20 protein-coding genes are annotated in these 21,352 nt (G+C 71.7%); 15 read left to right on the top strand and 5 right to left on the bottom strand.

Annotated elements, in window-relative coordinates:
- The first annotated feature begins 83 nt into the window (after nt 1-83).
- From NVS89_RS10635 to NVS89_RS10670, 8 genes are all read left to right on the top strand, one after another.
- The gene (locus NVS89_RS10635; RefSeq protein ID WP_258732677.1) at nt 84-587 is read left to right on the top strand and encodes a Na+/H+ antiporter subunit E; all 504 of its coding nucleotides are present in this window, start codon (nt 84-86) and stop codon (nt 585-587) included.
- A complete protein-coding gene (locus NVS89_RS10640) occupies nt 580-840 on the top strand; it encodes a monovalent cation/H+ antiporter complex subunit F (protein ID WP_258732678.1) in 261 nt (86 codons plus the stop codon). Before NVS89_RS10635 ends, NVS89_RS10640 begins: the two co-directional genes overlap by 8 nt.
- Nucleotides 837-1,151: a monovalent cation/H(+) antiporter subunit G gene (locus NVS89_RS10645; RefSeq protein WP_258732679.1), complete on the top strand. Its 315-nt coding sequence runs from the start codon at nt 837-839 to the stop codon at nt 1,149-1,151. Before NVS89_RS10640 ends, NVS89_RS10645 begins: the two co-directional genes overlap by 4 nt.
- Nucleotides 1,148-2,074: a hydrogenase subunit MbhD domain-containing protein gene (locus tag NVS89_RS10650; protein ID WP_258732680.1), complete on the top strand. Its 927-nt coding sequence runs from the start codon at nt 1,148-1,150 to the stop codon at nt 2,072-2,074. Before NVS89_RS10645 ends, NVS89_RS10650 begins: the two co-directional genes overlap by 4 nt.
- A complete protein-coding gene (locus NVS89_RS10655) occupies nt 2,071-2,418 on the top strand; it encodes an NADH-quinone oxidoreductase subunit K (protein ID WP_258732681.1) in 348 nt (115 codons plus the stop codon). The genes NVS89_RS10650 and NVS89_RS10655 overlap by 4 nt, the downstream gene beginning before the upstream one ends.
- A gap of 1 nt (nt 2,419) precedes the next feature.
- Nucleotides 2,420-3,937, top strand: coding sequence for a complex I subunit 5 family protein (locus NVS89_RS10660; protein WP_258732682.1), 1,518 nt, complete (start codon nt 2,420-2,422; stop codon nt 3,935-3,937).
- A 10-nt stretch (nt 3,938-3,947) separates the two neighbouring features.
- Nucleotides 3,948-5,576 (top strand): complex I subunit 5 family protein, encoded by a 1,629-nt coding sequence (locus tag NVS89_RS10665; protein ID WP_258732684.1) that lies wholly within the window; start codon nt 3,948-3,950, stop codon nt 5,574-5,576.
- A 131-nt stretch (nt 5,577-5,707) separates the two neighbouring features.
- Nucleotides 5,708-6,925: an alpha/beta hydrolase gene (locus NVS89_RS10670; protein ID WP_258732685.1), complete on the top strand. Its 1,218-nt coding sequence runs from the start codon at nt 5,708-5,710 to the stop codon at nt 6,923-6,925.
- Between the two features lie 19 nt (nt 6,926-6,944).
- Here the strand turns inward: NVS89_RS10670 and NVS89_RS10675 are convergent, their stop codons facing one another.
- The 3 genes from NVS89_RS10675 to NVS89_RS10685 all read right to left on the bottom strand — a co-directional run bounded on the left by NVS89_RS10675 (nt 6,945) and on the right by NVS89_RS10685 (nt 10,023).
- On the bottom strand, nt 6,945-7,265 hold the full coding sequence (locus NVS89_RS10675) for a hypothetical protein (protein WP_258732686.1): 321 nt from the start codon (nt 7,263-7,265) through the stop codon (nt 6,945-6,947).
- Between the two features lie 127 nt (nt 7,266-7,392).
- Complete coding sequence (locus NVS89_RS10680; RefSeq protein ID WP_258732688.1) at nt 7,393-8,844, bottom strand: GntP family permease; 1,452 nt, start codon at nt 8,842-8,844, stop codon at nt 7,393-7,395.
- 3 nt (nt 8,845-8,847) lie between these two features.
- On the bottom strand, nt 8,848-10,023 hold the full coding sequence (locus tag NVS89_RS10685) for a patatin-like phospholipase family protein (protein WP_258732689.1): 1,176 nt from the start codon (nt 10,021-10,023) through the stop codon (nt 8,848-8,850).
- Nucleotides 10,024-10,433: 410 nt separating this feature from the next.
- Here NVS89_RS10685 and NVS89_RS10690 point away from each other — a divergent pair, with 410 nt between their 5' ends.
- Nucleotides 10,434-11,768 (top strand): MFS transporter, encoded by a 1,335-nt coding sequence (locus NVS89_RS10690; protein WP_258732690.1) that lies wholly within the window; start codon nt 10,434-10,436, stop codon nt 11,766-11,768.
- Between the two features lie 15 nt (nt 11,769-11,783).
- On the opposite strand, the gene NVS89_RS10695 is transcribed toward NVS89_RS10690, so the two are convergent.
- Complete coding sequence (locus NVS89_RS10695; RefSeq protein WP_258732691.1) at nt 11,784-12,788, bottom strand: helix-turn-helix transcriptional regulator; 1,005 nt, start codon at nt 12,786-12,788, stop codon at nt 11,784-11,786.
- A 214-nt stretch (nt 12,789-13,002) separates the two neighbouring features.
- Between NVS89_RS10695 and NVS89_RS10700 the strand changes: the two genes are divergently transcribed.
- The 4 genes from NVS89_RS10700 (at nt 13,003) to NVS89_RS10715 (ending at nt 18,604) form a co-directional block, all read left to right on the top strand.
- Nucleotides 13,003-14,013, top strand: coding sequence for a helix-turn-helix transcriptional regulator (locus tag NVS89_RS10700; RefSeq protein WP_258732692.1), 1,011 nt, complete (start codon nt 13,003-13,005; stop codon nt 14,011-14,013).
- Nucleotides 14,014-14,276: 263 nt separating this feature from the next.
- Nucleotides 14,277-15,710 carry a basic amino acid/polyamine antiporter gene (locus NVS89_RS10705; protein ID WP_258732693.1) on the top strand — a complete coding sequence of 478 codons (1,434 nt, stop codon included), beginning with the start codon at nt 14,277-14,279 and terminating at the stop codon, nt 15,708-15,710.
- 27 nt (nt 15,711-15,737) lie between these two features.
- Nucleotides 15,738-16,973: an arginine deiminase gene (locus NVS89_RS10710; protein ID WP_258732694.1), complete on the top strand. Its 1,236-nt coding sequence runs from the start codon at nt 15,738-15,740 to the stop codon at nt 16,971-16,973.
- Between the two features lie 200 nt (nt 16,974-17,173).
- Nucleotides 17,174-18,604, top strand: coding sequence for a basic amino acid/polyamine antiporter (locus NVS89_RS10715; RefSeq protein WP_258732695.1), 1,431 nt, complete (start codon nt 17,174-17,176; stop codon nt 18,602-18,604).
- A gap of 9 nt (nt 18,605-18,613) precedes the next feature.
- Here the strand turns inward: NVS89_RS10715 and NVS89_RS10720 are convergent, their stop codons facing one another.
- Nucleotides 18,614-19,528: a LysR family transcriptional regulator gene (locus NVS89_RS10720; RefSeq protein ID WP_258732696.1), complete on the bottom strand. Its 915-nt coding sequence runs from the start codon at nt 19,526-19,528 to the stop codon at nt 18,614-18,616.
- A gap of 117 nt (nt 19,529-19,645) precedes the next feature.
- Here NVS89_RS10720 and NVS89_RS10725 point away from each other — a divergent pair, with 117 nt between their 5' ends.
- Together NVS89_RS10725 and NVS89_RS10730 are read left to right on the top strand one after the other, a co-directional pair.
- Complete coding sequence (locus NVS89_RS10725) at nt 19,646-20,383, top strand: SDR family oxidoreductase (RefSeq protein ID WP_258732697.1); 738 nt, start codon at nt 19,646-19,648, stop codon at nt 20,381-20,383.
- A gap of 60 nt (nt 20,384-20,443) precedes the next feature.
- Entirely contained in the window at nt 20,444-21,337 is an 894-nt protein-coding gene (locus NVS89_RS10730) for an SDR family NAD(P)-dependent oxidoreductase (protein ID WP_258732698.1), read from the top strand.
- Nucleotides 21,338-21,352 lie beyond the last annotated feature (15 nt).

Consider the following 21,352-nt stretch of genomic DNA (forward strand, 5'->3'; position numbering starts at 1 on the left):
ACGGGCCGGCCTCGTTCGGCACAGTAGCTCACACCGGCGGCCGGGCGACGGTCGCCGCCGCCCCTGCGGGAGCCCGTGCCAAGGTGCCACGTCCCTCGCCCCTGTCTTCGCTCCGGCACGGCGCGCTGCGCGCCGCGGCCTTCCTCGCGCTCTGGCTGGTGCTGCACGGCGGCGGCGCGGGGGCGATGACGGTCGGCGTGCTGACCGCGCTGGCGGCGGCCCGGCTCAGCCTCGCCCTGCTGCCGTCCGGCCCCGGGCGGATCGCGTGGGGGCGGCTCGCAGGGCTCGTCGCGCGCTTTCCCGGGCAGTCGCTGCGCGCGGGGATTGAGGTCGCACGGCTCGCGCTCGCCCCCGCCTCGCGCCTGCGGCCCGGCCTCGTCGCCTGCCCGGCACGGCTTCCCGCCGGCACCGCGCGCGACGTGTTCCACGCCTATCTGAGCCTCCAGCCGGGCACGCTGCCGGTGGGAATGCGCGACGCGCGCACCGTGCTCATCCATGCGCTCGACCTCGACCGGCCGGTGACGCGCGAGGTCGCCGCCGCCGAGGCCGGTCTCGCCCGCATCCGGGAGCCGCGCGCCGATGGCTGAATTCCTGACCGCGGCCGCGCTCGTGCTGGTCGTGCTGGCGGCGGTCGGCCTCATATGGCTGCTGCGCGCGCCGAGCGTCGCCGAGCGCATGATGGCGGTGCAGCTCGCCGGCACGGCGGGCACGGGCGTCGCGCTGCTGCTCGCTATCGCTCAGGGCATGGATGCGATCGTCGACGTCGCGCTGGTGCTGGCGGTGCTCGCCGCCTTCGGCGCGGCCGCGCTCGCAAGCGCCGCCGGGACGCGCTCGTCATGAGCCTGCTGGCGGACATCTTCACCATTGTCGCGGTGACGGCAGGGCTCGGCTTCTTCCTCGCCGGTACGGCCGGGCTGCTGCGCTTTCCCGATGCTCTCTCGCGCCTGCACGCGCTGACCAAGGCCGACAATCTCGGCCTCGGCCTGATCGTGCTGGGGCTGGTGCCGCAGGCCGGAAGCCTCGGCGGCGCGCTGAAGCTGGTCGCGGTCTGGCTGCTGGCGCTCGGCGCCGGCGGCATCGCCGGGCAGATGATCGCACAGATCGTGAACGGCCGCGGGAAGCGCGCCGTTAATGGCGGGCGGGAGGGATGAACGCGACCCTCGACGCGGTGCTCGCCCTGATGCTGCCGGTGATGGCGCTGTTCAGCCTGAACGCGCGTGACGAGCGCTCGGCGGTGATCGGCTTCATGGCGCTCGGCCTGCTGCTGGCGCTCGCCTGGGTGCGGCTCGGCGCGGTCGACGTCGCGCTTACCGAGGCGGCGATCGGCGCGCTGACGGGCGTGCTGCTGCTCGGTGCCGCCTCTGCCGCCGTGTCCGTCGCCGTGCCGCGCACCGGCTCTCCGCTCCTGCGGGGGCTGCTCGCCCTCGCGGCGGCGCTGGTCGCCGCCGGCGTCGCCGTGATCGTCGCCGGCGCGCCCGACCCGGCGCCGAGCCTCGCCGCGGCGGCGGTGGCCCATCTCGGCGCGCTCGAACTCGGCAACCCGGTGACGGCGGTGCTGCTCGCCTATCGGGCCCTCGACACGCTGCTGGAGACGGTCGTCGTGCTGCTGGCGTTGATCGGCGTCTGGTCGCTGGCGGGCGAGGGGGAATGGCGCGGCGCGCCCGCCGCGCCGGGCGGCACGGCGAGCCGGCCGGTGGTGCTGCTCGCCCGGCTGCTGCCGCCGGTCGGGCTGGTGGTCGCGGTCCACCTGCTGTGGGTGGGGGCGGACGCGCCGGGCGGCAAGTTCCAGGCGGCGACGCTGATCGCCGCCATGTGGCTGCTGGTGCTGATGGCCGGGCTGCGGGCACCGCCCGAGCTCGGCGGGGCGAGGCTGCGCGGGTTGATCGCCGCCGGGCCAGCGGTGTTCATCGCCATCGGTCTCGCCGGCTTCCTCGTGCCGGGGCAGTTCCTCGCCTATCCCGAAGGCTGGGCCAAGGCGGCGATCATCGTCATCGAGGTCGCGCTCACCGCCTCGCTCGCCGCCATGCTGGCGCTGATCGTGCTGGGGCCGGGCACCGGGGAGCGGCGGACATGAGCGGGCCGCTGCTCTACGGCCTCGCCGCCGCGGCGCTGATCGGGCTCGGGCTCCACGGCGTGCTCGCCCATGCCGCGCCGCTGCGCCGGGTGCTGGCGTTCAACCTTGTGGGGGCCGGCGTCTTCCTGCTGTTCGGCGTCGGGGCGCGGCGCGGGGCGGCGGCCGGGCTGCCGGGCGATCCGGTGCCGCAGGCGCTGGTCATCACCGGGATCGTGGTCGCCTTCGCCGCCACCGCGCTCGCCATGGCGCTGATCCGGCGCCTCGCCATCCTGCGCGCGGCCGCTGCCGGCACGCCGGAGGAGGGGGCCGCGCCGGCCGCCGCCCCGCCGCGGGAGACGCGCTGAGATGGTCGGCGACGCGCTGGCGTCCTCCCCCGGCGGCTATCTGCTGGTGCTCGCCGTCCTCGTGCCGGTGATCGGCATGCTGGCGATGCCGGTGATGGGGCTGCTGCGGGTGCGGCACGCGGCGAGCCTCGCCTTCGCGACCATCGCCGTCGGGGTCGCGGTCGTCGGCGCGGTGGGATGGCGCGTCGTGGGCTCGGGCGAGGCGCTGGTCTACGGGATCGGCGGCTGGAGCCCGCCGCTCGGGCTGGCGCTGCGCGCGGACGGGCTCTCGGCGGTGATGATGGCGATGGCGGCGCTGGTGATCGCCCTCGTCGCCCTCTATGCGCGCCCGCAATTCGCGGCGGCGGAGACGGCGCCGGGCGGACGGCGCGCCTTCGGGTTCTGGGCGCTGCTGATGGGGCTGTGGAGCGCGCTGAACCTCGCCTTCGTCGGCGAGGACCTGTTCAACCTGTTCGTGGCGCTGGAGCTGCTGACCTTCGCCGCCGTGCCGCTGGTCTGCCTCGACGGCACCGCGGCGACGCTGGAGGCGGCGCTGCGCTACCTCGTCTTCGCGCTGGTCGGCTCGGTGCTCTACCTGCTCGGCGTGGCGGTGCTCTATGCGCGCTACGGCACGCTCGACATCGGCCTGCTGCACGAGCTGGCCTACCCCGATTTCGCCACCCACGCCGCGATCGCGCTGATGATCGGCGGGCTGATGGCGAAGGCGGCGCTGTTCCCGCTGCATCTGTGGCTGCCGCCGGCCCATGCCGGGGCGCCGGCGCCGGCGAGCGCGGTGCTGTCCGCGCTGGTGGTGAAGGCGCCGTTCTTCATCATCGTGCGGCTGTGGTTCGACGTGCTGCCCGGCGCCTCGCACGAGGCGGCGGCGCGCGCGCTCGCCATGCTTGGGGCGGCGGCGATCCTGGTGTGCAGCGTGGTGGCGCTGCGCCAAGCACGGCTGAAGCTGATGATCGCCTATTCGACCGTGGCGCAGGTCGGCTACCTGTTCCTGATGTTCCAGCTCACCATCGAGCCCGGCGTGCCGGCCTGGGCGACCATCGGCTGGACCGGGGGCATGCTGCAGCTTGTCTCGCATGCGCTCGCCAAGGCGGCGATGTTCCTCGCCGCCGGGCTGATCGCCGAGGCGCTCGGCCATGACCGCATCGACGAGCTCGCCGGCGCCGGGCGCGCCGTGCCGGTGAGCCTGTTCGCCTTCGGCCTCGCCGGCCTGTCGCTGATGGGGCTTCCGCCGAGCGGCGGGTTCATCGCCAAGCTGCTGCTGCTCAGCGCCGCGACGCTCAGCGGGGCGTGGTGGATCGCGGTGGTGATCAGCGTCGGCGGGCTGCTCGCCGCCGCCTATGTCACGCGGGTGCTCAAGCGCGCCATGGCGCCGCCGCCGGAAGGCATCGTCACCTCGCCGGTGGCGCGCTCGCGCGAGCTGGCGGCGCTCGCCCTTGCGCTGTGCGCGGTCGCGCTCGGCCTGGTGCCGCTCCAGCCCTTCGACCTGCTCGCCATCGGCCGGGCGGGCGTGGCGCTGCCGTGAGGGGGAGGCGATGACGCTGTCCGGGGCCCTGCTCGCCGCCACGCTCGCGACGCCGCTCGCCTTTGCCGCGCTCTGCCTGCTGGCGCCGTTCCGCCGCCGCGTCTTCGCGCTCCTCCCGCTGGCGCCACTGCCGGGGCTGGCGACCGCGCTGCTTGCGCCCGGCGGATCGCTGCTGCTGGCGCCGGCGCCGCTGCGCCTCGTGCTGGCGCTCGACGCGCCGGGCGCGATGCTGCTCGGCGGCGCGTCGCTGCTGTGGAGCTGCGCCGGCCTCTATGCCGGAAGCTATATGGGCGCGCGGGCCGGACACACCGGCTTCGCGGTGTGGTGGCTGCTGACGCTCGCCGGCAGCCTCGGCGTCTTCATCGTCGCCGACATGACGAGCTTCTACCTGATGTTCTCGCTGGTCAGCCTCGCCGCCTACGGGCTGGTGGCGCATGAGGGCACGCCGGCGGCCGAGCGGGCGGGGCTCGCCTATATGGCGCTGGCGCTGCTCGGCGAGGCGTTCCTGCTGTTCGGTTTCGTGCTGCTGGCGACCGCCGGGCCGAATGGCAACCCGCTGATCGCCGACGCGGTGGCGATGCTCGACGGCTCGCCCTGGCGGGCGGCGACGCTCACCCTCCTGATCCTCGGCTTCGGCCTGAAGATGGGGCTGGTGCCGCTGCACATATGGATGCCGCTGGCGCATCCGGTGGCGCCGATGCCGGCCTCGGCGGTGCTGAGCGGCATCGTCGTCAAGGCCGGCGTGATCGGGCTGATCCGGTTTCTGCCTTTCGACCGGGCGGCGCCGGACTGGGGCACGGCGCTGGCCGCGCTCGGCCTCTTCACCGCCTATTACGGGGTGGGCGTCGGCATCACCCAGCGCAACCCCAAGACCGTGCTGGCCTATTCCACCGTCAGCCAGATGGGGCTCGTCGCCGCCATCATCGGCGCCGGCATGGCGGCCGGCGCTGCGGATGCGACCCGGCTCGCCGCCTATTACGGGCTGCACCACCTGCTGGTGAAGGGCGCGCTGTTCATGGGCGTGGGCGTCGTCGCCGCCACCGGGGCGCGCCGGCGCCCGCTCGTGCTCGGCGTGATGGCGGTGATGGCGTTCAGCCTCGCCGGGCTGCCCTTCACCAGCGGCGCGCTCGCCAAATACGCCGCCAAGGCTGTGCTGGGCGAAGGCGCGACGGGCACGCTCGCCACCCTCTCCGCCGCCGGCAGCACGCTGCTGATGCTGCATTTCCTGCGGCTGCTGGCGGGCATCTCGAAGGCGCGCCCGCAGGACCGCGCACCCGCCGGCATGGTGGTGCCGTGGCTGGTCGCCGCGTTCGCCTCGTTCGCCGTCGCCTGGGCGCTGTTCCCGCAGGCGACCGGCGGCGGCCTCGCCGGCGTGCTGGCGCCCGCGGCGCTGTGGAAGGCGACATGGCCGATCCTGCTCGGCCTTTTGCTGGCGCCCGGCCTCGCCCGCTGGGGCGCGCGGCTGCCGGCGATCCCGGAAGGCGATATCGCCGTGCTGGCCGAGCGCGCCGGGCCGGCGGTGCGCCGGTTCGGCCATGGCGTCGAGTGGTTCGACGCCGCGATGCGGGCATGGCCGGTGGCGGGGCTGGCGCTGCTCGCCATCGTGCTGGCGCTGGGCGCGCTGCTCGCCCTGCCCTGAGCCGCCCCGTTCCATATCAGGGCACCGCCGTGACGCGCGGGCAGGGGATATGCGGCGTCGTCGCCCTCTGGTCAGGGCGCGGCGGGCACGATATTGCTCACCTTTGCTCGTGCGTGGCCGGCGGAGGCGGAATGCGTCTGGTCGTTGTCCTGTTGGCCGGCCTGTTGTGCGCCGGATGTTCCGGGCGCCCGGTCGGGGTGCTCACCCCGGTCGAGGCGTCGGTGCCGGAGGCGACGAAGGTCGACATGCTGGTCGCGACCACCCGCGCGCCCTCGACCGACAAGGCGATCCGCTACACCGGCGAGCGCGGCAAGGGGATTTCGCTCAGCGCCTTCACCATCTCGATCCCGCCGGACAGCCGGCGCGAGGTCGGCCAGGTGCAGTGGCCGCGCAGCCTGCCGGCCAACCCGCAGACCGACTTCGCCACCCTCGCGGTGAAGCCGCTCGACGGGGAGAAGGCGGCGCGGAGCTGGCTCGACGGCCACCTGCCGCCCAGCCGGCGGGTGATGATCTTCGTGCACGGCTTCAACAACCGTTTCGAGGACGCGGTCTACCGCTTCGCGCAGATCGTCCACGATTCCGGCTCGGAAGTGGCGCCGGTGCTGTTCACCTGGCCCTCGCGCGCCCGGGTGTTCGACTATCTGTTCGACCGCGAGAGCACCATCTTCTCGCGCGATGCGTTCGAGGAGACGGTCTGGCAGGTCGCGAGCGATCCGCGCGTCGAGGACGTGACCATCATGGCCCATTCCATGGGCGCGTGGCTCGCCATGGAGGGGCTGCGGCAGATGGCGATCCGGCGCGGCAAGCTGCCGGCGAAGATCAGCAACGTCATCCTCGCCTCGCCCGATGTCGACGTCGACGTGTTCGCCACCCAGTGGCAGGCGCTCAACACGCCGAAGGCTCATTTCACCCTGTTCGTCTCGCGCGACGACCGCGCGCTCCGGGTGTCGCGCCGCATCGCCGGCGGCGTCGACCGGCTGGGGCTGATCGACGCCGACCAGTATTACCGGGAACTGGAGAAGTCCGGCATCGTGGTGATCGACCTCACCGCCATGCGCAGCGGCGACGCGCTCAACCATGGCCGCTTCGCCTCCTCGCCGGAGGTGGTGCGGCTGATCGGCGAGCGGCTGGTGAACGGCCAGACGGTGACGGATTCGCAGATAAGCCTGGGCGACCGCATCGGCGCGGCGGCGATGGGCGTCGGCCAGACCGTCGGCGGGGCGGCCGGGCTGGCGCTGAGCGCGCCGATCGCCGTCATCGACCCGGCCACGCGCCGCACCTATCAGGGACAGGTGGAGCAGTTCGGCCGGGTGGTGACCGAGAACGCCGACGACCCCGCCGCCGAGTGAGCGCGGGACGGCCCGCCCGCTACCAGCTCCGCACCCAGCGGCCGGGCTCGAACACCCACTGGCCGCGCCGCAGCACCCAGCGCGGACCGGCATAGGTGAAGCCGCGCCGGTTCTCCTCCCAGTGGCCGGGCTCCCAGACCCAGTTGCGGCGCGCGGTCCAGTTCCAGTGGCCGGGCACCCAAGTGTAGCCCCGGCGCGGCGCCGGGCGCGGCTCGCGGCGCGGCGGGGGAGGGGCCGAGCGCGGCGCGGGAACGCCCTGCGCCTCGGCGCCGGCGAGCGGGAGGACGGCCGCCGGCAGGGCGGTGGCGAGGTGTCCGAGCAGCGAGCGGCGTGAGAGCATCGCACGTGTCCTTGAGGGGGGAACGGTGTCCGTAAGCGGCGGCGAGCGGCATGGCGGCCGTCGCCGAAGATGCCGGGGCGGCGTTCGCGTCCCGGGCCGGGCGGGGAAGGCGCCGTCGCGGCGGCGTTCAGAAGCTCCCCGCCACCGAGCCGATGGCGATGACCGCCACCAGCGCCAGTATGGCGCCGACGATGGCGACCATGACGATGTCGAGATAGCTCTGGCGCGGCGTCGCCCCGCAGACCGCGAGCAGCGTGACCACCGCGCCGCTGTGCGGCAGGCTGTCGAGCGTGCCGGCGCTCATCACCGCCACGCGGTGCAGGAGCGCGGGGTCGATGCCGAGTTCGCCGGCCCGCTGCAGGTAGGTCGACCCGAGCGCGTCGAGCGCGATGGTGAGCCCGCCCGAGGCCGAGCCGGTGAGGGCGGCGAGGATGTTGGTCGCGACCGCCAGCGAGACCAGCGGCCCGCCGCCGATCGAGAGCACCCAGTCGCGCACCAGCGCGAAGGCGGGCAGGGCGGCGACCACCGCGCCGAAGCCGACCAGGCTCGCCACGCTGAAGATCGGCAGCACCGAGGCGTTGGCGCCCGCATCCATGGTCTCGCGCAGCTTCGGCAGGCGGTGGCGGTTGATCGCCAGCGTGGCGAGGATGGCGACGATGAGCGCCACCGCCACCGACCACACGCCGCTGACCGCCGAGAAGGTGATGCCTCCCCAGCGCTCCTCGCCGAGGAAGGCGAAGTCGAGCCGCGGCAGGATGACGAAGGACATCAGCAGGTTGACCACGATCACCAGCGCCAGCGGCAGGGCGGCGAGGGCGATGGAGGGCCGCTCGGCGCTGAGATGGCCGTGGGCGATCTCGGCCGGGTCGAACTCGCGCGCCGTGGTGGCGCGCTCGCGCAGCACCGTGTCGTCCAGCGCCGCGTTCACCGAGGCCGCGCTCGCGCCGAATCCCTCGCCGGCGCGGCGCGCGCCCGCCTCGGCACGCGAGAGCCACCACAGGCCGAAGCCGAGCATGATCGCCGAGGCGATGATGCCGAGCCCCGGCGCGGCGAAGGGCGTGGTGCCGAAGAACGGCATCGGGATGGCGTTCTGGATCGCCGGCGTGCCGGGCAGCGCCATCATGGTGAAGGTGAAGGTGCCGAGCGCGATCGCCGGCGGCATCAGCCGGCGCGGAATGTCGGCGGCGCGGAACAGCGCCTCGGCCATCGGCGCCAGCACGAACAGGGCGACGAACAGGCTGACGCCGCCATAGGTGACGATGGCGCCGGCCAGCACCACGGCGAGGATGGCGCGCTGCGCGCCGAGCGTGCCGGTCATGAACTCGGCGATGGCGGTGACCGAGCCGCTGTCCTCCATCAGCTTGCCGAACAGCGCGCCGAGCAGGAACAGCGGGAAGAACTGTCCGACGAAGCTCGCCGCGCTGCCCATGAAGGTCTGGGTCCAGTTGGCGAGCAGCGGCTCGCCGGACAGGAAGGCGGCGATCAGCGCCGCCAGCGGCGCCAGCAGCAGGACGCTCCAGCCGCGATAGGCGAACCAGATGAGCAGGCCGAGGCCGAGGAGGATGCCGAGGAGCCCCATCGCTCACACCCCTTCCAGCAAGATGTCGAGATCGACCGAGGAGCGCCTGCCGATATTGTCGGCGTCGGCCGCGAGGAAGGCGTCGGCGGCCTTGCGTCCCTCGTCGCGCAGCATGGAGAGGAACTCCCATTCGGCGTTGAGCTTGGAGGAGTAGCCGAGCGTGCCCATGATGTCGTTGCGCACCAGATGGATGCGCATGCGCGCCCATTGCGCGCCCTCGCTATTGCCCGGATCGGCCACCTGGCGCAGCAGCGCGATCATGCGCAGCTCCTTGAGCAGCGCCGAGTTGAACGAGACCTCGTTGAGCCGGTTGAGGATCTCGGCCGCGGTGCGCGGCGTGCCGGCGCGCTCGATCGGGTTGATCGGCACCAGGATGGTGTCGTCCGATTCCAGGTCGCGCACCAGCGGGGTCATGGTCGGGTTGCCGGCATAGCCGCCGTCCCAGTAGCTCTCGCCGTCGATCTCCACCGCCTGGAACAGGGTCGGCAGGCAGGCTGAGGCCAGCAGCACGTCGGGCGTGATCTCGGCGTTGCGGAACACCCGGCCGCGCCCGGTGCGCACATTGGTGGCGGTGATGAAGAGCTTGACCGGAGAGGTCTTCAGCCGCTCGAAGTCGATCGCCTTCTCCAGCACCGCGCGCAGCGGGTTGGTGCCGGCGGGGTTGAGGTCGTAGGGCGAATAGAGCCGCGACATCAGGTCCATGGCGAGGAACAGCGGCGAGTGGTCGAGCGTCCAGCGCCCAAGCAACACGTCGAGCGGCCCGCGCCGGAACGGGCTGAAGCGGGCGGCGTCGGCGACGTGGCGCCAGTAGGCGTCGAGCGCGGCGCGCGCGCCCGGCGCGCCCCCGGCGGCATAGCCGTCGGCCATCACCGCCGCGTTCATCGCCCCGGCCGAGGTGCCGGAGACGCCGTCGATACGCAGCCATTCCTCCTCCAGCAGGCGGTCGATCACGCCCCAGGTGAAGGCGCCATGCGCGCCCCCGCCCTGCAGCGCGAGGTCGACCAGCACCGGCGCGCGCGGCCCCTTGCCGGCGGGCGAAGGCGTGTCCTGCGCGCTCGCGCCTGGCGCGGCCGGGATCGAGGCGGCGGGCGGCGCGGCTTCGGCGGTCGCTGTTCTGGATGGGGAGCGGCCGGCCCGGGAGGGGCGGCGCGGCGGGGTCGCAGGCGTCTGGCGCGGCATCGGATCGGCCTCCCGACAGGGTTGCGCCACGGTATCGCCGCGCATGCTGCATCGCAACATGATTCAAGCAACGGGCGCTTCGCGTCGTCGTCCTCGCCGCCCGTCCGCCCACGCCGATCGCGTGCGACCAGTCGAACCGCGAGATTCCATCATGAAACACCGCAGGGTTTGCAACATTCATGACGGTCGCCGCCAGCGCGTTATCGCGTAGAACCGGCACTTTGGGATGCCCGGCACAGGATCAGGATTTCATGACAACTTGGGAAAGCTGGCAGGTGGCCGGGAGCCGCGCGGCGCTTCTTCGCCCGTGCGCGCCGCCCGGGCGGGGCGAGCCGCGCCGCTCGCTCCCTTTTCCACCTGCCGCGCGTGTGGTTCAATAAAACCGGCACACTCTTTCCGATCGGGGCGCCATGCCGGTAACGCCGCAGGCACTCCCGCCTGACAGTTCCACGACGCTGGACGCGCCCGGTGCGCACGCGGATGAAGCGCATACGGCCGCCGCGCGGCGCAGGCGGGCGCTGGCCGGCGTCATGCTGTGCAACGTGCTGGAGTGGTACGACTTCGTCATCTACGGGCTGCTCGCGCTCTACCTGTCGCGCGCCTTCTTCCCCGAGGAATCGCCGCACACCGCGCTGCTCGCGACGCTGGCGGTGTTCGGCGTCAGCTTCGTGATGCGCCCGCTCGGCGGCCTCGTGCTCGGCGGGTTCGGCGACAGCCGGGGGCGCAAGCCGGCGCTGTTGCTGGCGGCGGGGCTGATGGCGGCCGGCACGCTGGCGATCGGCCTCATCCCCTCCCATGAGCGGATCGGGCCGCTGGCGCCGGTGCTGCTGCTGGCGGCGCGGATGGTGCAGGGCTTCTCGGCCGGCGGGGAGTGGGGCATTGCCAACGCCTTCCTGCTCGAATCCGCGCCCGAGGGCCGCCGCGGCTTCTCCACCAGCTTCCTGTCGGTGTCGGTGGCGCTCGGCAGCGGGCTCGCCAGCGCCGTCGCCGCGCTGCTGGCGGGGACGCTGCCGGCGGAGAGCCTGGCGGCGGGCGGGTGGAGGTTCGCCTTCGTGCTCGGCGGCGCGCTGGGCGTGGTCGCGCTGTGGCTGCGCACCGGCATCGACGAGACCCCGGCCTATCGCCGGGCGAGGGCGCCGGCGGCGGCGCCGCTGCTGCAGCGGGTCGGCCGGCCGGGCTTGACGCTGCTCGGCTTCACCATGCACTGGACGGTCTGCTACTATATCTTCCTCGTCTACATGCCGCTGTTTACCCAGCAGCATGCCGGGCTGAGCGCGGCCGAGGCCACCTGGTCGAACACGATCTGCACCGCCGCCATCGTCCTGCTGGTGCCGCTGGTCGGCCGGCTGTCGGACCGCTACGGGCGGCGCCCGTTCCTCGCCGCCTCGTGCCTTCTGGTGCTGGTGGCGGTGGTGCCGGCGCTGTGGAGCGTCCTCGCCTTTCCGAGCTTCGCGCTGGTGGTCGGCGTCCAGCTTCTGTTCGGCATCGCCATCGCGCTCTATTCGGGGCCGGGGCCCGCCGTCGCCGCCGAGCTCTTCGCCACTTCCGACCGCTCGCGCTGGTCGTCGGTCGCCTATGCGGTGGCGGCGGCGCTGTTCGGCGGCTTCGCCCCGTTCATCGCCGTGTGGCTGACGCAGGCGGTGGACGACCCGCTGGCGCCGGCCGGCTATGTGATCGCCGCCGCGCTGACCAGCCTCGCGGTGATCCGACACATGCCGGAGACGGCGCATATGCCGATCCGCTGATCCCCGTCCGCTGCCTCAGGGGCGCTCGTCGCCTCTCGCGCGGCGGCGGGGCGGGGCGTCGGCGGGCGCGGCGGCGCGGCCGTAATGGGCCTGATAGGCGCGCGCGAAGCTGGAATAGCCTTCATAGCCCACCCGCCGGGCGACCTCGCTGATGGAGAGCGCGCCCTCGTGCAGCAGCTCCTGCGCCCGTTCCATGCGGCGCATCTGCGCATAGGCGTGGGGCGTGACGCCAAACAGCGCGCGAAAGCCGGAGGTGAGCTCGTTGCGGTTCAGCCCGACCCGCAGGGCGAGCTGCTCGATGGTCGGCGGCGCGCCGATCTCACGGCGGTAGATCTCGGCCGCGCTCTCGATCGCCTCGGCGCGCGCCCGCTCGCCCAGCAGGCGCGGCGCCGCGCGCGGCTGGAGCCGGTTGAGCTGGGCGACCACGTCGCAGATGATCTCCACCGTCTTGGCGCCGACGAAGATGCCGCGCAGCGGCTCCCCATAGCGGCAGGAGAGAAGCTGGTCGACGAGGCCGATGCCGAGCGGGGAGAGCGGCAGGGTCAGCACCTCCGGCGTTCCCTCGCGCGACAGGAAGATCGGCCGGTAGGCGGGCGGCACGCGCTCGAGATTCAGCCGGTAGTGCTCGACGAAATGCCGGCGCTCGCAGACGATGAGCACGCCGCGCAGCCGCGCCCCTTCCTCGGTGTCGGAGACCGAGAGCGGCGTATTGCTGATGTGCATCAGATGCGGGCTGACGAGGTCCATGCGCTGGCCGATCCAGCGATTGTAGCGCCCGGCGATGGTGGCCTGGATGCAGACGAGGTCCGCCCGCTCCATGCGCAGGCTGTAGGGCTGCCCGGCCTCGAAGTTCAGCAGGTGCAGGAGCGTGAAGTCGTCGATGCGGCGGTAGCCGTGCTCGCGGGCGCGGAACACGTCCTCCACCGGGCCGAGCACCTCGGCCGAGCGCACGAACTCGCCGACCCCGAGCCCGGAGCGCACGGCGCGGAAGTCCAGTTCCAGCCTGCGTCGCTCGTCCATCGGCCCCTGCGTCGCCTTCCGCACCGCCCTGCCGCCGCGCGGCTGCGCAGGGCGTGCATCCGCCCGTCGCGCGGTGCCCGGCATTATTGCGCTTCTTCACCGGCTATATCCAGTCGTCACGCCCCTCTGGAACCCGGCGCGGGCGCGTGCGAGCGCGTATGTACGACGAAGGTCCGATCCGGCCTTCGCGGCAGCCAGCGGTCGAACGAAGCTCGTGCATCCGATCCTGTTCGCAACCACGGACCTGCGCCCGGACGACCAGTTCGAGGCGTTCCGCGCCGCCTATGAGCCGATCAAGGACATACGGCCGGTCGCCGGCGACGATGGCGCGTTCGACGTCTCGCAGCGGATCTGGCCGCTCGGCAAGCTCGTCCTCACCAGCACCACCCTGCCGGGCCGGGGGCACGCGCTGCGCTGGCAGCACTGGGAGCGGGCGGTTCTCGACCACTGGTACGTGATCCTGCCCTGCCGCTTCGTCGACGGCCAGGCGGTGCACCGGGAGCCGGCGATGCGCCCGCGCATCCATTCGCTGGCGCGCCCGCTCGCCGCGCAGATGCCCGACGACGGCGCGCTCGCGCTCTACATTCCGCGCGACCTGTTCGCCTCCTCCATGCTCGACGAGATGCTGGACGTGCCGCTCGAGGGCGCCGCCGGGGCGCTGCTCGCCGACATGATGCTGGCGCTCGACCGGCGGCTGCCCGAGCTCGACCCGGCCGGGCTCGACCATGTGGTGGAGGCGCTGCGCTGCTTCGTCGCCGCCTGCGCGAGCCCGTCCGCCGACCGGCGTGCAGCGGCGCAGGCGCCGATCGACCTCGCCCTGCTGGAGCGGGCGCGGCGGCTGATCCGCCGCCGGCTGGCCGAGCTCGACCTCTCCCCGGACGCGATCTGCCGCGAGCTCGGCGTATCGCGCTCGCGGCTCTACCGGCTGTTCGAGCCGCTCGGCGGCATATCGAGCTATGTGCGCCGCCAGCGCCTCATGCAGACCCGCCACGCCCTGCTCGACACGGCGGACGGGCGGCCGATCAACCGCATCGCCGAGCAGTGGGGCTTCGCCGACGCCTCGGTGTTCAGCCGCTCGTTCCGGCAGGAGTTCGGGCTGTCGCCGAAGGCGGCGCGCGAGGCGGGGCGGATCGGCATACTGCCGCCGGGCGGGGGGCGCGGTGCCGGCCTCGCCAGCGCCGACATGCCGAGCCTCGCCGACCTGCTGCGCATGCTCGCCGCCTAGGCGACGACGTGAATTTCCGGGCGTGGCCTGATAATTACGCAGGGTAATTATCAGAATCGAACTAATCGGCCATATGTTGATTGCATGCGATCTCTGATACTAATTATTCCAGATCTTCTCGCAATTGCAGCATGAAGAACGGCGTGACAATGACGTAAATTGGGATTACAGGCAAACAATTGGGATGCGTTACCCATTTCTTGTGATTGCCGCTGGTCTATAGGTGGACCGACCACGCTCCTTCCTTGCCGAACGAGGCGCACATGGCCGATCCTTCGGCGGACAAGCTGCCGCTCCCCACCCTCACCGCCATGGTCGTCGGCTCGATGGTCGGGGCCGGTATCTTCAACCTGCCGGGCCGCTTCGCCACCGCGACGGGCCCGTTCGGCGCCATCATCGCCTGGGCGATCGCGGGCACCGGCATGTACATGCTGGCGCGGGTGTTCCAGGCGCTGGCGGAGAAACGGCCGGACATCGATTCCGGCGTGTTCGCCTACGCCAAGGCCGGCTTCGGCGACTATATGGGCTTCCTGTCGGCCTTCGGCTACTGGCTGGGAAGCTGCCTCGGCAACGTCTTCTACTGGGTGCTGATCTCCTCGACACTGGGCCGCTTCTTCCCGGGCCTGTTCGGCGACGGCACCTCGGCGACAGCGATCATCGTCTCGCTGGCGGGCATCTGGGCCTTCCATTTCATGATCCTGCGCGGGGTCGAGCAGGCGACCTTCATCAACACCATCGTCACCATCGCCAAGATCGTGCCGATCATTGTGGCGATCCTCGCCTTCATCTATTTCTTCAACTACGCCCAGTTCTCCGAGAACTTCTTCGGCGGCGTCGGCATGCCGGAGAAGACGCTGGTGGCGCAGGTGCGCGACACCATGCTGATCACGGTGTTCGTGTTCCTCGGCATCGAGGGAGCGAGCGTGTATTCGCGCTACGCCAAGCGGCGCGCCGACGTCGGCACCGCCACCATCCTCGGCTTCGTCGCCGTCACCGGGCTGATGGTGGCGATCACGCTGCTGCCCTACGCGACCGCCCCGCGCGCCGACATCGCCGGCGTCGCCAACCCCTCGCTCGCCGGCGCGCTGGAGCTGGTGGTCGGCCACTGGGGCGCGGTGTTCATCTCGATCGGCGTGCTTGTCTCGGTGCTCGGAGCCTATCTCGCCTGGTCGCTGATCTGCGCCGAGGTGCTGTTCGCCGCCGCGCGGTCCAACGACATGCCGCGGCTGTTCGCGGCCCAGAACGGCAACCGCGTGCCGGCCAACGCGCTGTGGCTGACCAACATCGTGGTCTCGCTGTTCGTGATCTCGACCTACTGGTCGCGCGACGCCTTCAACGTCATGCTCGACATGACGAGCGTCACCGCGCTGCTGCCCTATCTGCTCGTCGCCGGCTATGGCGTGCTGCTGGCGCGCAGCGGCGTCGGCTACGAGACGACGCCGGGCGAGCGCGGTCGCGACCAGGTCTTCGCCTGGATCGCGGTGGTCTACACGCTGTTCATGTTCGTCGCCGCCGGCCTGAAATACGTGCTGCTGGTGACCGTGCTCTTCGTGCCCGGAACGGTGCTCTATTTCTGGGCCCGTCGCGAGCAGCGGGCGCGGCTGTTCACGCCGGTCGAACTCGCCGTGTTCGCCGTCACCCTGCTCGGCGGCGCCATCGGCGCCTATGGCCTCGCGACCGGCCTCATCACTCCCTGACATCAGGACGGATCAGGAGCCTTCACTATGGAAACCCCCTTCGGCGTGCATTCGGAGGTCGGCCAGCTCCGCAAGGTCATGGTCTGCGCCCCCGGCCGCGCCCACCAGCGCCTGACCCCGAGCAATTGCGACGCGCTGCTGTTCGACGACGTGCTGTGGGTCGACGTCGCCAAGCGCGACCATTTCGACTTCACCACCAAGATGCGCGACCGCGGCATCGAGGTGGTGGAGATGCACAACCTCCTCACCGAGACGGTGGCGATCCCCGAGGCCAAGGCGTGGATCCTCGACCACCAGGTGGTGCCCAACCAGATCGGCCTCGGCTTCGTCGACGAGGTGCGCTCCTATCTCGAGGGCCTGCCGAACCGCCAGCTTGCCGAGACGCTGATCGGCGGGCTGTCGACCTACGAGTTCCCCGACACCATCGGCGGGGAGACGCTGGCGCTGATCCGCGACGCGGCGGGGGTGAGCGAATATCTGCTGCCGCCGCTGCCCAACACGCTCTACACCCGCGACACCACCTGCTGGATCTATGGCGGGGTGACGCTGAACCCGCTCTACTGGCCGGCGCGGCACGAGGAGACCATCCTCACCACCTCGATCTACAAGTTCCACCCCGACTTCGCCGGCAAGGTGAATGTATGGTGGGGCGACCCCACGCAGGACTGGGGCCTCGCCACGCTCGAGGGCGGCGACGTGATGCCGATCGGCAAGGGGAACGTGCTGATCGGCATGAGCGAGCGCACCTCGCGCCAGGCGATCAGCCAGCTCGCCGGGGCGCTGTTCGAGAAGGGGGCGGCCGAGCGCGTCATCATCGCCGCCATGCCGAAGCTGCGCGCGGCGATGCATCTCGACACGGTGTTCACCTTCGCCGACCGCGACTGCGTGCTGCTCTATCCTGACATCGTCGACAAGATCGAGTGCTTCTCCTACCGGCCGGACGGCAATGGCGGGATCGAGCTGTCGAAGGACAAGGGCCTGGTCGAGACGGTACGCGAGGCGCTCGGGCTCAACCAGATCCGCGTGGTCGAGACCGGGGGCAACGACTACATGCGCGAGCGCACGCAGTGGGATTCCGGCGCCAACCTCGTCTGCGCCGCGCCGGGCGTGGTGTTCGCCTATGACCGCAACACCTACGCCAACACGCTGCTGCGCAAGGCCGGCATCGAGGTCATCACCATAGACGGCTCCGAGCTTGGCCGCGGGCGCGGCGGCGGCCACTGCATGACCTGCCCGATCGTGCGCGACCCGGTCGACTACTGAGCGCGGCGGCGCTCTCTCCTCGCCGGAAGAGGGTGCATGCGGTGGAAAACCGGCGGCGGGGGTGCGTCGGCGTGTCGTCGCGCTATGCTTGATGGCGTCCACGGCGCCACGCCCGGCGCGATTCCCCGCCGACCCGCCACGCGGCTACCCTCGCCGCAGGGCGGGCGGGCCGCGCCCGATTCCCCGCTCCAGAGGTCCCGATGAACGAGCCCGCCCGGCAGAGCTTCGCCCTCCCGACCCTGACCGCGATGGTGGTCGGCTCCATGGTCGGGGCGGGGATCTTCTCGCTGCCGCAGACCTTCGGGCGCGTCACCGGCGGGCTCGGCGCGCTGGTCGCCTGGGCCATCGCGGGCGGCGGGATGCTGATGCTCGCCTTCGTGTTCCAGACGCTGGCGCGGCGCAAGCCCGAGCTCGATTCCGGCGTCTACGCCTATGCCAAGGCGGGGTTCGGCAACTATCCCGGCTTTCTCTCGGCGCTCGGCTACTGGACCGTCTGCTGCCTCGGCAACGTGTCCTACTGGGTGCTGATCAAGTCGACGCTCGGCGCGCTGTTCCCGATCTTCGGCGACGGCAACACGGTGGCGGCGGTGGCGGTCTCCTCGGTCGGCGTATGGACCGTGCATTTCATGATCCTGCGCGGGGTGAAGCAGGCGGCCGGCCTCAACACCATCGTCACGGTGGCGAAGATCATCCCGATCCTCGTCTTCCTGGTGTTCGTCGGCTTCGGCTTCAAGGCGGACGTCTTCGCCGCCAATTTCCTCGGCGGGCCAGGCCTCGAAGGGGAGGGCCTGTTCACGCAGGTGCGCGGCACGATGCTGGTGACGGTGTTCGTGTTCGTCGGCATCGAGGGGGCGAGCGTCTATTCGCGCTTTGCGCGCCGGCGCGAGGATGTCGGCCTCGCCACGCTGCTCGGTTTCCTCGGCGTGCTGTGCCTGCTGGTGATGGTGACGATGCTGTCCTATGGCGTGCTGCTGCGCCCCGACCTCGCGGCGCTGCGCAACCCGTCCATGGCCGGCGTGCTGCAGGCGGTGGTCGGGCGCTGGGGCGCGGTGTTCGTCAGCATCGGGCTGATCGTCTCGGTGCTCGGCGCCTATCTCGCCTGGTCGCTGCTCGCCGCCGAGGTGCTGTTCTCGGCGGCGCGGATGGAGAGCATGCCGGCCTTCCTCTCGGCCGAGAACCGCAACCGCGTGCCCTTCGCCGCGCTGTGGCTGACCAACATCCTGATCCAGCTCTTCTTGGTGATGACGCTGTTCGCCGAACAGGCGTTCCTGCTGGCGCTGAAGCTCACCTCCTCCATGATCCTGCTGCCCTATCTGCTGGTCGCGGCCTATGCGCTGAAGCTCGCCTGGAGCGGAGAGAGCTACGAGCTCAAACCGCGCGGGCGGCGGGTCGATCTGGTGCGGGCGGGGCTGGCGACGCTCTACGCCGCCGGGCTGGTCTATGCCGGCGGGCTGAAGTTCCTGCTGCTGTCGCTGGTGATCTATGCGCCCGGCACGGCGCTGTTCGCTATCGCGCAGAAGGAGCGCGGCCACGCGGTGTTCACGCCGGCGGAGCTGCTGCTGTTCGGCGCGGTGGCGGCGGGCGCCGTGCTCGGCCTCTACGGGCTGGTGACGGGGCGCATCACCATCTGAGCGCGGGCCTCACGCCGGCTCGTGCCCGCCCGTCCCCTCGCGCCGGGCGAACTGGCGGGCCGCCCATTCGAGGAATACCCGCACCCTCGGCGAGAGCTGGCGGCTGCGCGGATAGAGCAGCGAGACCGGCGCGGAGGGCGGCGGCGTGTCCTCGAGCAGAGGCACCAGCGCCCCGCTCGCGAGGTCGCGCTCGATGTGGAAGCGCGGCACCTGCGCGAGGCCGAGCCCGAGCTTCACGCCGAGCAGGTAGCTCTCCGGCCCGGTGACGGAGAAGGGCGCCTTCATCTCCACCCGCCGCAGCCCGCCCTCGACCTGGAACTCGACCGGCGCCAGGTTGCCGGTGCTGAGCCGGCGGATGCCGACGAGGCGATGGTTCGCCAGATCGTCGATGCTCGCCGGGATGCCGTAGCGGGCGAGATAGCCCGACGTGGCGCAGGTGACGCGCTCGAGCATCGCGACGCGCCGCGCGACAAGGTCGCTGTCGGGCAGCGCGCCGTAGCGCAGCACGCAGTCGACGCCCTCCTGCACCGGGTCGACCCAGTGGTCGCGCTCGCTCATGCTCAGCTCGATGCGCGGATGGCGGGCGAAGAAGTCGGGCAGCGCCGGCATCAGGAAATGGCGCGCCAGCGTTCCCTGCACATCGACGCGCAGCATGCCGGTGGGCTCGGCGCCGCCGAAGGCGCCCTCCGCGTCCTCGATGTCGTCGAGGATGGCGAGGCAGCGGCGATAATAGGCCTCGCCGTCGAGGGTCGGGCGTACGGCGCGGGTGGTGCGCTGGAGCAGCCGTACGCCGAGCCGCTCCTCCATCTGCCGGATCACGGTGGTGGCGGTGGAGCGCGGCACGCCGGTGTCGTGCGCGGCCTCGGTGAAACTGCGCCGCTCCACGATACGGATGAAGAGGCGCATGGCGTCGAGCCGGTCCATGGATCGATTGTTCGTTCATATTGAACAGTAATGGCGATCCTAGCCCGATTATCTTCAACCCGCCAGATGGCACATCAGGCGCGTCGCCACGGTGGCGGCAGCAAGAGGAGAAGCACCATGTCGAACGAGAACAGGGTGGCCCTGGTGACCGGCGCGTCCCGGGGCATCGGCGCGGCCATCGCCGAGCGGCTGGCCGCCGACGGCCATACGGTGGTGATCAACTATGCCGGCCGGGCCGGGGAGGCCGAGGCGCTGGCGGCGAAGATCGAGAAGGCCGGCGGGCACGCGCTGACCGCGCAGGCCGACGTCAGCGACCCGCAGGCGGTGGCGCGCATGTGGGATGCGGCGGAAGCCGCGTTCGGCGGCGTCGACGTGCTGGTCAACAATGCCGGCGTCATGCGCCTCGCCACCCTCGCCGAGGCCGACGACGCGCTGGTCGACGGCCAGATCGCGATCAACCTCAAGGGCCCGATCAACACCATGCGGCTCGCCGCGCGGCGGCTGCGCGAGGGCGGGCGGATCATCAACCTGTCCTCCAGCGTGGTCGGCCTCTACCAGCCGACCTACGGCGTCTATGCCGCCACCAAGGCTGGCATCGAGGCGCTGACGCATGTGCTCGCCCGCGAGCTGCGCGGGCGCAACATCACCGTCAACGCAGTCGCGCCCGGGCCCACTGCCACGGCGCTGTTCCTCGACGGCAAGCCGCAGCAGGCGGTCGACGCGCTGGCGAAGCTCGCCCCGCTGGAGCGGCTCGGCCAGCCGGAGGACATCGCCAATACGGTCGCCTTCCTCGCCGGCCCCGATGGTGGCTGGATCAACGGGCAGGTGCTGCGCGCCAATGGCGGGATCATCTGATCCCGCCCGCACCGCCACCCGCTCAACCCCACGATTTCAGGATCGGAAAGGCATGACGCCATGTCGAAAAAGATCATTCTCATCACCGGCGCCTCCAGCGGCTTCGGCCGCCTGACCACCGAAGCGCTCGGCCGCGCCGGCCACACCGTCTACGCCTCGATGCGCGACGTCGCCGGCCGCAACGCCGCCAATGCGGGCGAACTCGCCGTCCTGCCGGACACCGACATCCGCCCGGTCGAGCTCGACGTCCAGTCCGGGCCGTCGACCGAGGCCGCTGTGGAGCGCATCATCGCCGAGGCCGGACGGATCGACGTGCTGGTGCACAATGCCGGGCACATGATGTTCGGCCCGGCCGAGAGCTTCACGCCCGAGCAATATGCCGAGCAGTACGACGTCAACGTGCTCGGCACGCAGCGCGTCAACCGGGCGGCGCTGCCGCATATGCGCGCCGCCGGGCAGGGGCTGCTGGTCTGGGTGTCGAGCTCCAGCTCGGCGGGCGGCACGCCGCCCTATCTCGCGCCCTATTTCGCCGCCAAGGCGGCGATGGACGCGCTCGCCGTGCAATATGCGCGCGAGCTCAGCCGCTGGGGCATCGAGACCACCATCGTGGTGCCGGGCGCCTTCACCAAGGGCACCAACCACTTCGCCCATTCCGGCCGGCCGGTGGACGAGGCGCGGCTCGCGGATTACGAGGCCGGGCCCTACAAGTGCTTCGGCGAGCAGGTGCAGCAGGCCTTCGCCGCCATCGTGCCGGAGGACGCGGATGCGGGCGGGGTCGCGCGGCGGATCGTCGAGGTGGTGGATGCGCCCTTCGGCACGCGCCCGTTCCGGGTCCATTACGACCCGACCGGGGATGGCGCGGATGTCGGCTTTGCGGTGCTCGACCGGCTGCGCGCCGAGATGCTGCACCGGGTCGGCCTTGCCGACCTGCTGAAGCCGGCCCGGCGCGGCTGACCGGCCGCCGCCAGC

It is taken from the genome of Ancylobacter mangrovi, from assembly GCF_024752355.1.
In the GTDB taxonomy this organism is placed as follows: domain Bacteria; phylum Pseudomonadota; class Alphaproteobacteria; order Rhizobiales; family Xanthobacteraceae; genus Ancylobacter; species Ancylobacter mangrovi.

Excerpts from the sequence above, each read along its gene's own strand:
- NVS89_RS10675 (WP_258732686.1), bottom strand. The coding sequence starts at position 7,265 with ATGCTCTCACGCCGCTCGCTGCTCGGACACCTCGCCACCGCCCTGCCG.
- NVS89_RS10690 (WP_258732690.1), top strand. The coding sequence starts at position 10,434 with ATGCCGGTAACGCCGCAGGCACTCCCGCCTGACAGTTCCACGACGCTG.
- NVS89_RS10705 (WP_258732693.1), top strand. The coding sequence starts at position 14,277 with ATGGCCGATCCTTCGGCGGACAAGCTGCCGCTCCCCACCCTCACCGCC.
- NVS89_RS10730 (WP_258732698.1), top strand. The coding sequence starts at position 20,444 with ATGTCGAAAAAGATCATTCTCATCACCGGCGCCTCCAGCGGCTTCGGC.
- NVS89_RS10715 (WP_258732695.1), top strand. The coding sequence starts at position 17,174 with ATGAACGAGCCCGCCCGGCAGAGCTTCGCCCTCCCGACCCTGACCGCG.
- NVS89_RS10710 (WP_258732694.1), top strand. The coding sequence starts at position 15,738 with ATGGAAACCCCCTTCGGCGTGCATTCGGAGGTCGGCCAGCTCCGCAAG.
- NVS89_RS10640 (WP_258732678.1), top strand. The coding sequence starts at position 580 with ATGGCTGAATTCCTGACCGCGGCCGCGCTCGTGCTGGTCGTGCTGGCG.
- NVS89_RS10670 (WP_258732685.1), top strand. The coding sequence starts at position 5,708 with ATGCGTCTGGTCGTTGTCCTGTTGGCCGGCCTGTTGTGCGCCGGATGT.
- NVS89_RS10655 (WP_258732681.1), top strand. The coding sequence starts at position 2,071 with ATGAGCGGGCCGCTGCTCTACGGCCTCGCCGCCGCGGCGCTGATCGGG.
- NVS89_RS10695 (WP_258732691.1), bottom strand. The coding sequence starts at position 12,788 with ATGGACGAGCGACGCAGGCTGGAACTGGACTTCCGCGCCGTGCGCTCC.
- NVS89_RS10680 (WP_258732688.1), bottom strand. The coding sequence starts at position 8,844 with ATGGGGCTCCTCGGCATCCTCCTCGGCCTCGGCCTGCTCATCTGGTTC.
- NVS89_RS10720 (WP_258732696.1), bottom strand. The coding sequence starts at position 19,528 with ATGGACCGGCTCGACGCCATGCGCCTCTTCATCCGTATCGTGGAGCGG.
- NVS89_RS10725 (WP_258732697.1), top strand. The coding sequence starts at position 19,646 with ATGTCGAACGAGAACAGGGTGGCCCTGGTGACCGGCGCGTCCCGGGGC.
- NVS89_RS10665 (WP_258732684.1), top strand. The coding sequence starts at position 3,948 with ATGACGCTGTCCGGGGCCCTGCTCGCCGCCACGCTCGCGACGCCGCTC.
- NVS89_RS10660 (WP_258732682.1), top strand. The coding sequence starts at position 2,420 with ATGGTCGGCGACGCGCTGGCGTCCTCCCCCGGCGGCTATCTGCTGGTG.
- NVS89_RS10685 (WP_258732689.1), bottom strand. The coding sequence starts at position 10,023 with ATGCCGCGCCAGACGCCTGCGACCCCGCCGCGCCGCCCCTCCCGGGCC.
- NVS89_RS10645 (WP_258732679.1), top strand. The coding sequence starts at position 837 with ATGAGCCTGCTGGCGGACATCTTCACCATTGTCGCGGTGACGGCAGGG.
- NVS89_RS10650 (WP_258732680.1), top strand. The coding sequence starts at position 1,148 with ATGAACGCGACCCTCGACGCGGTGCTCGCCCTGATGCTGCCGGTGATG.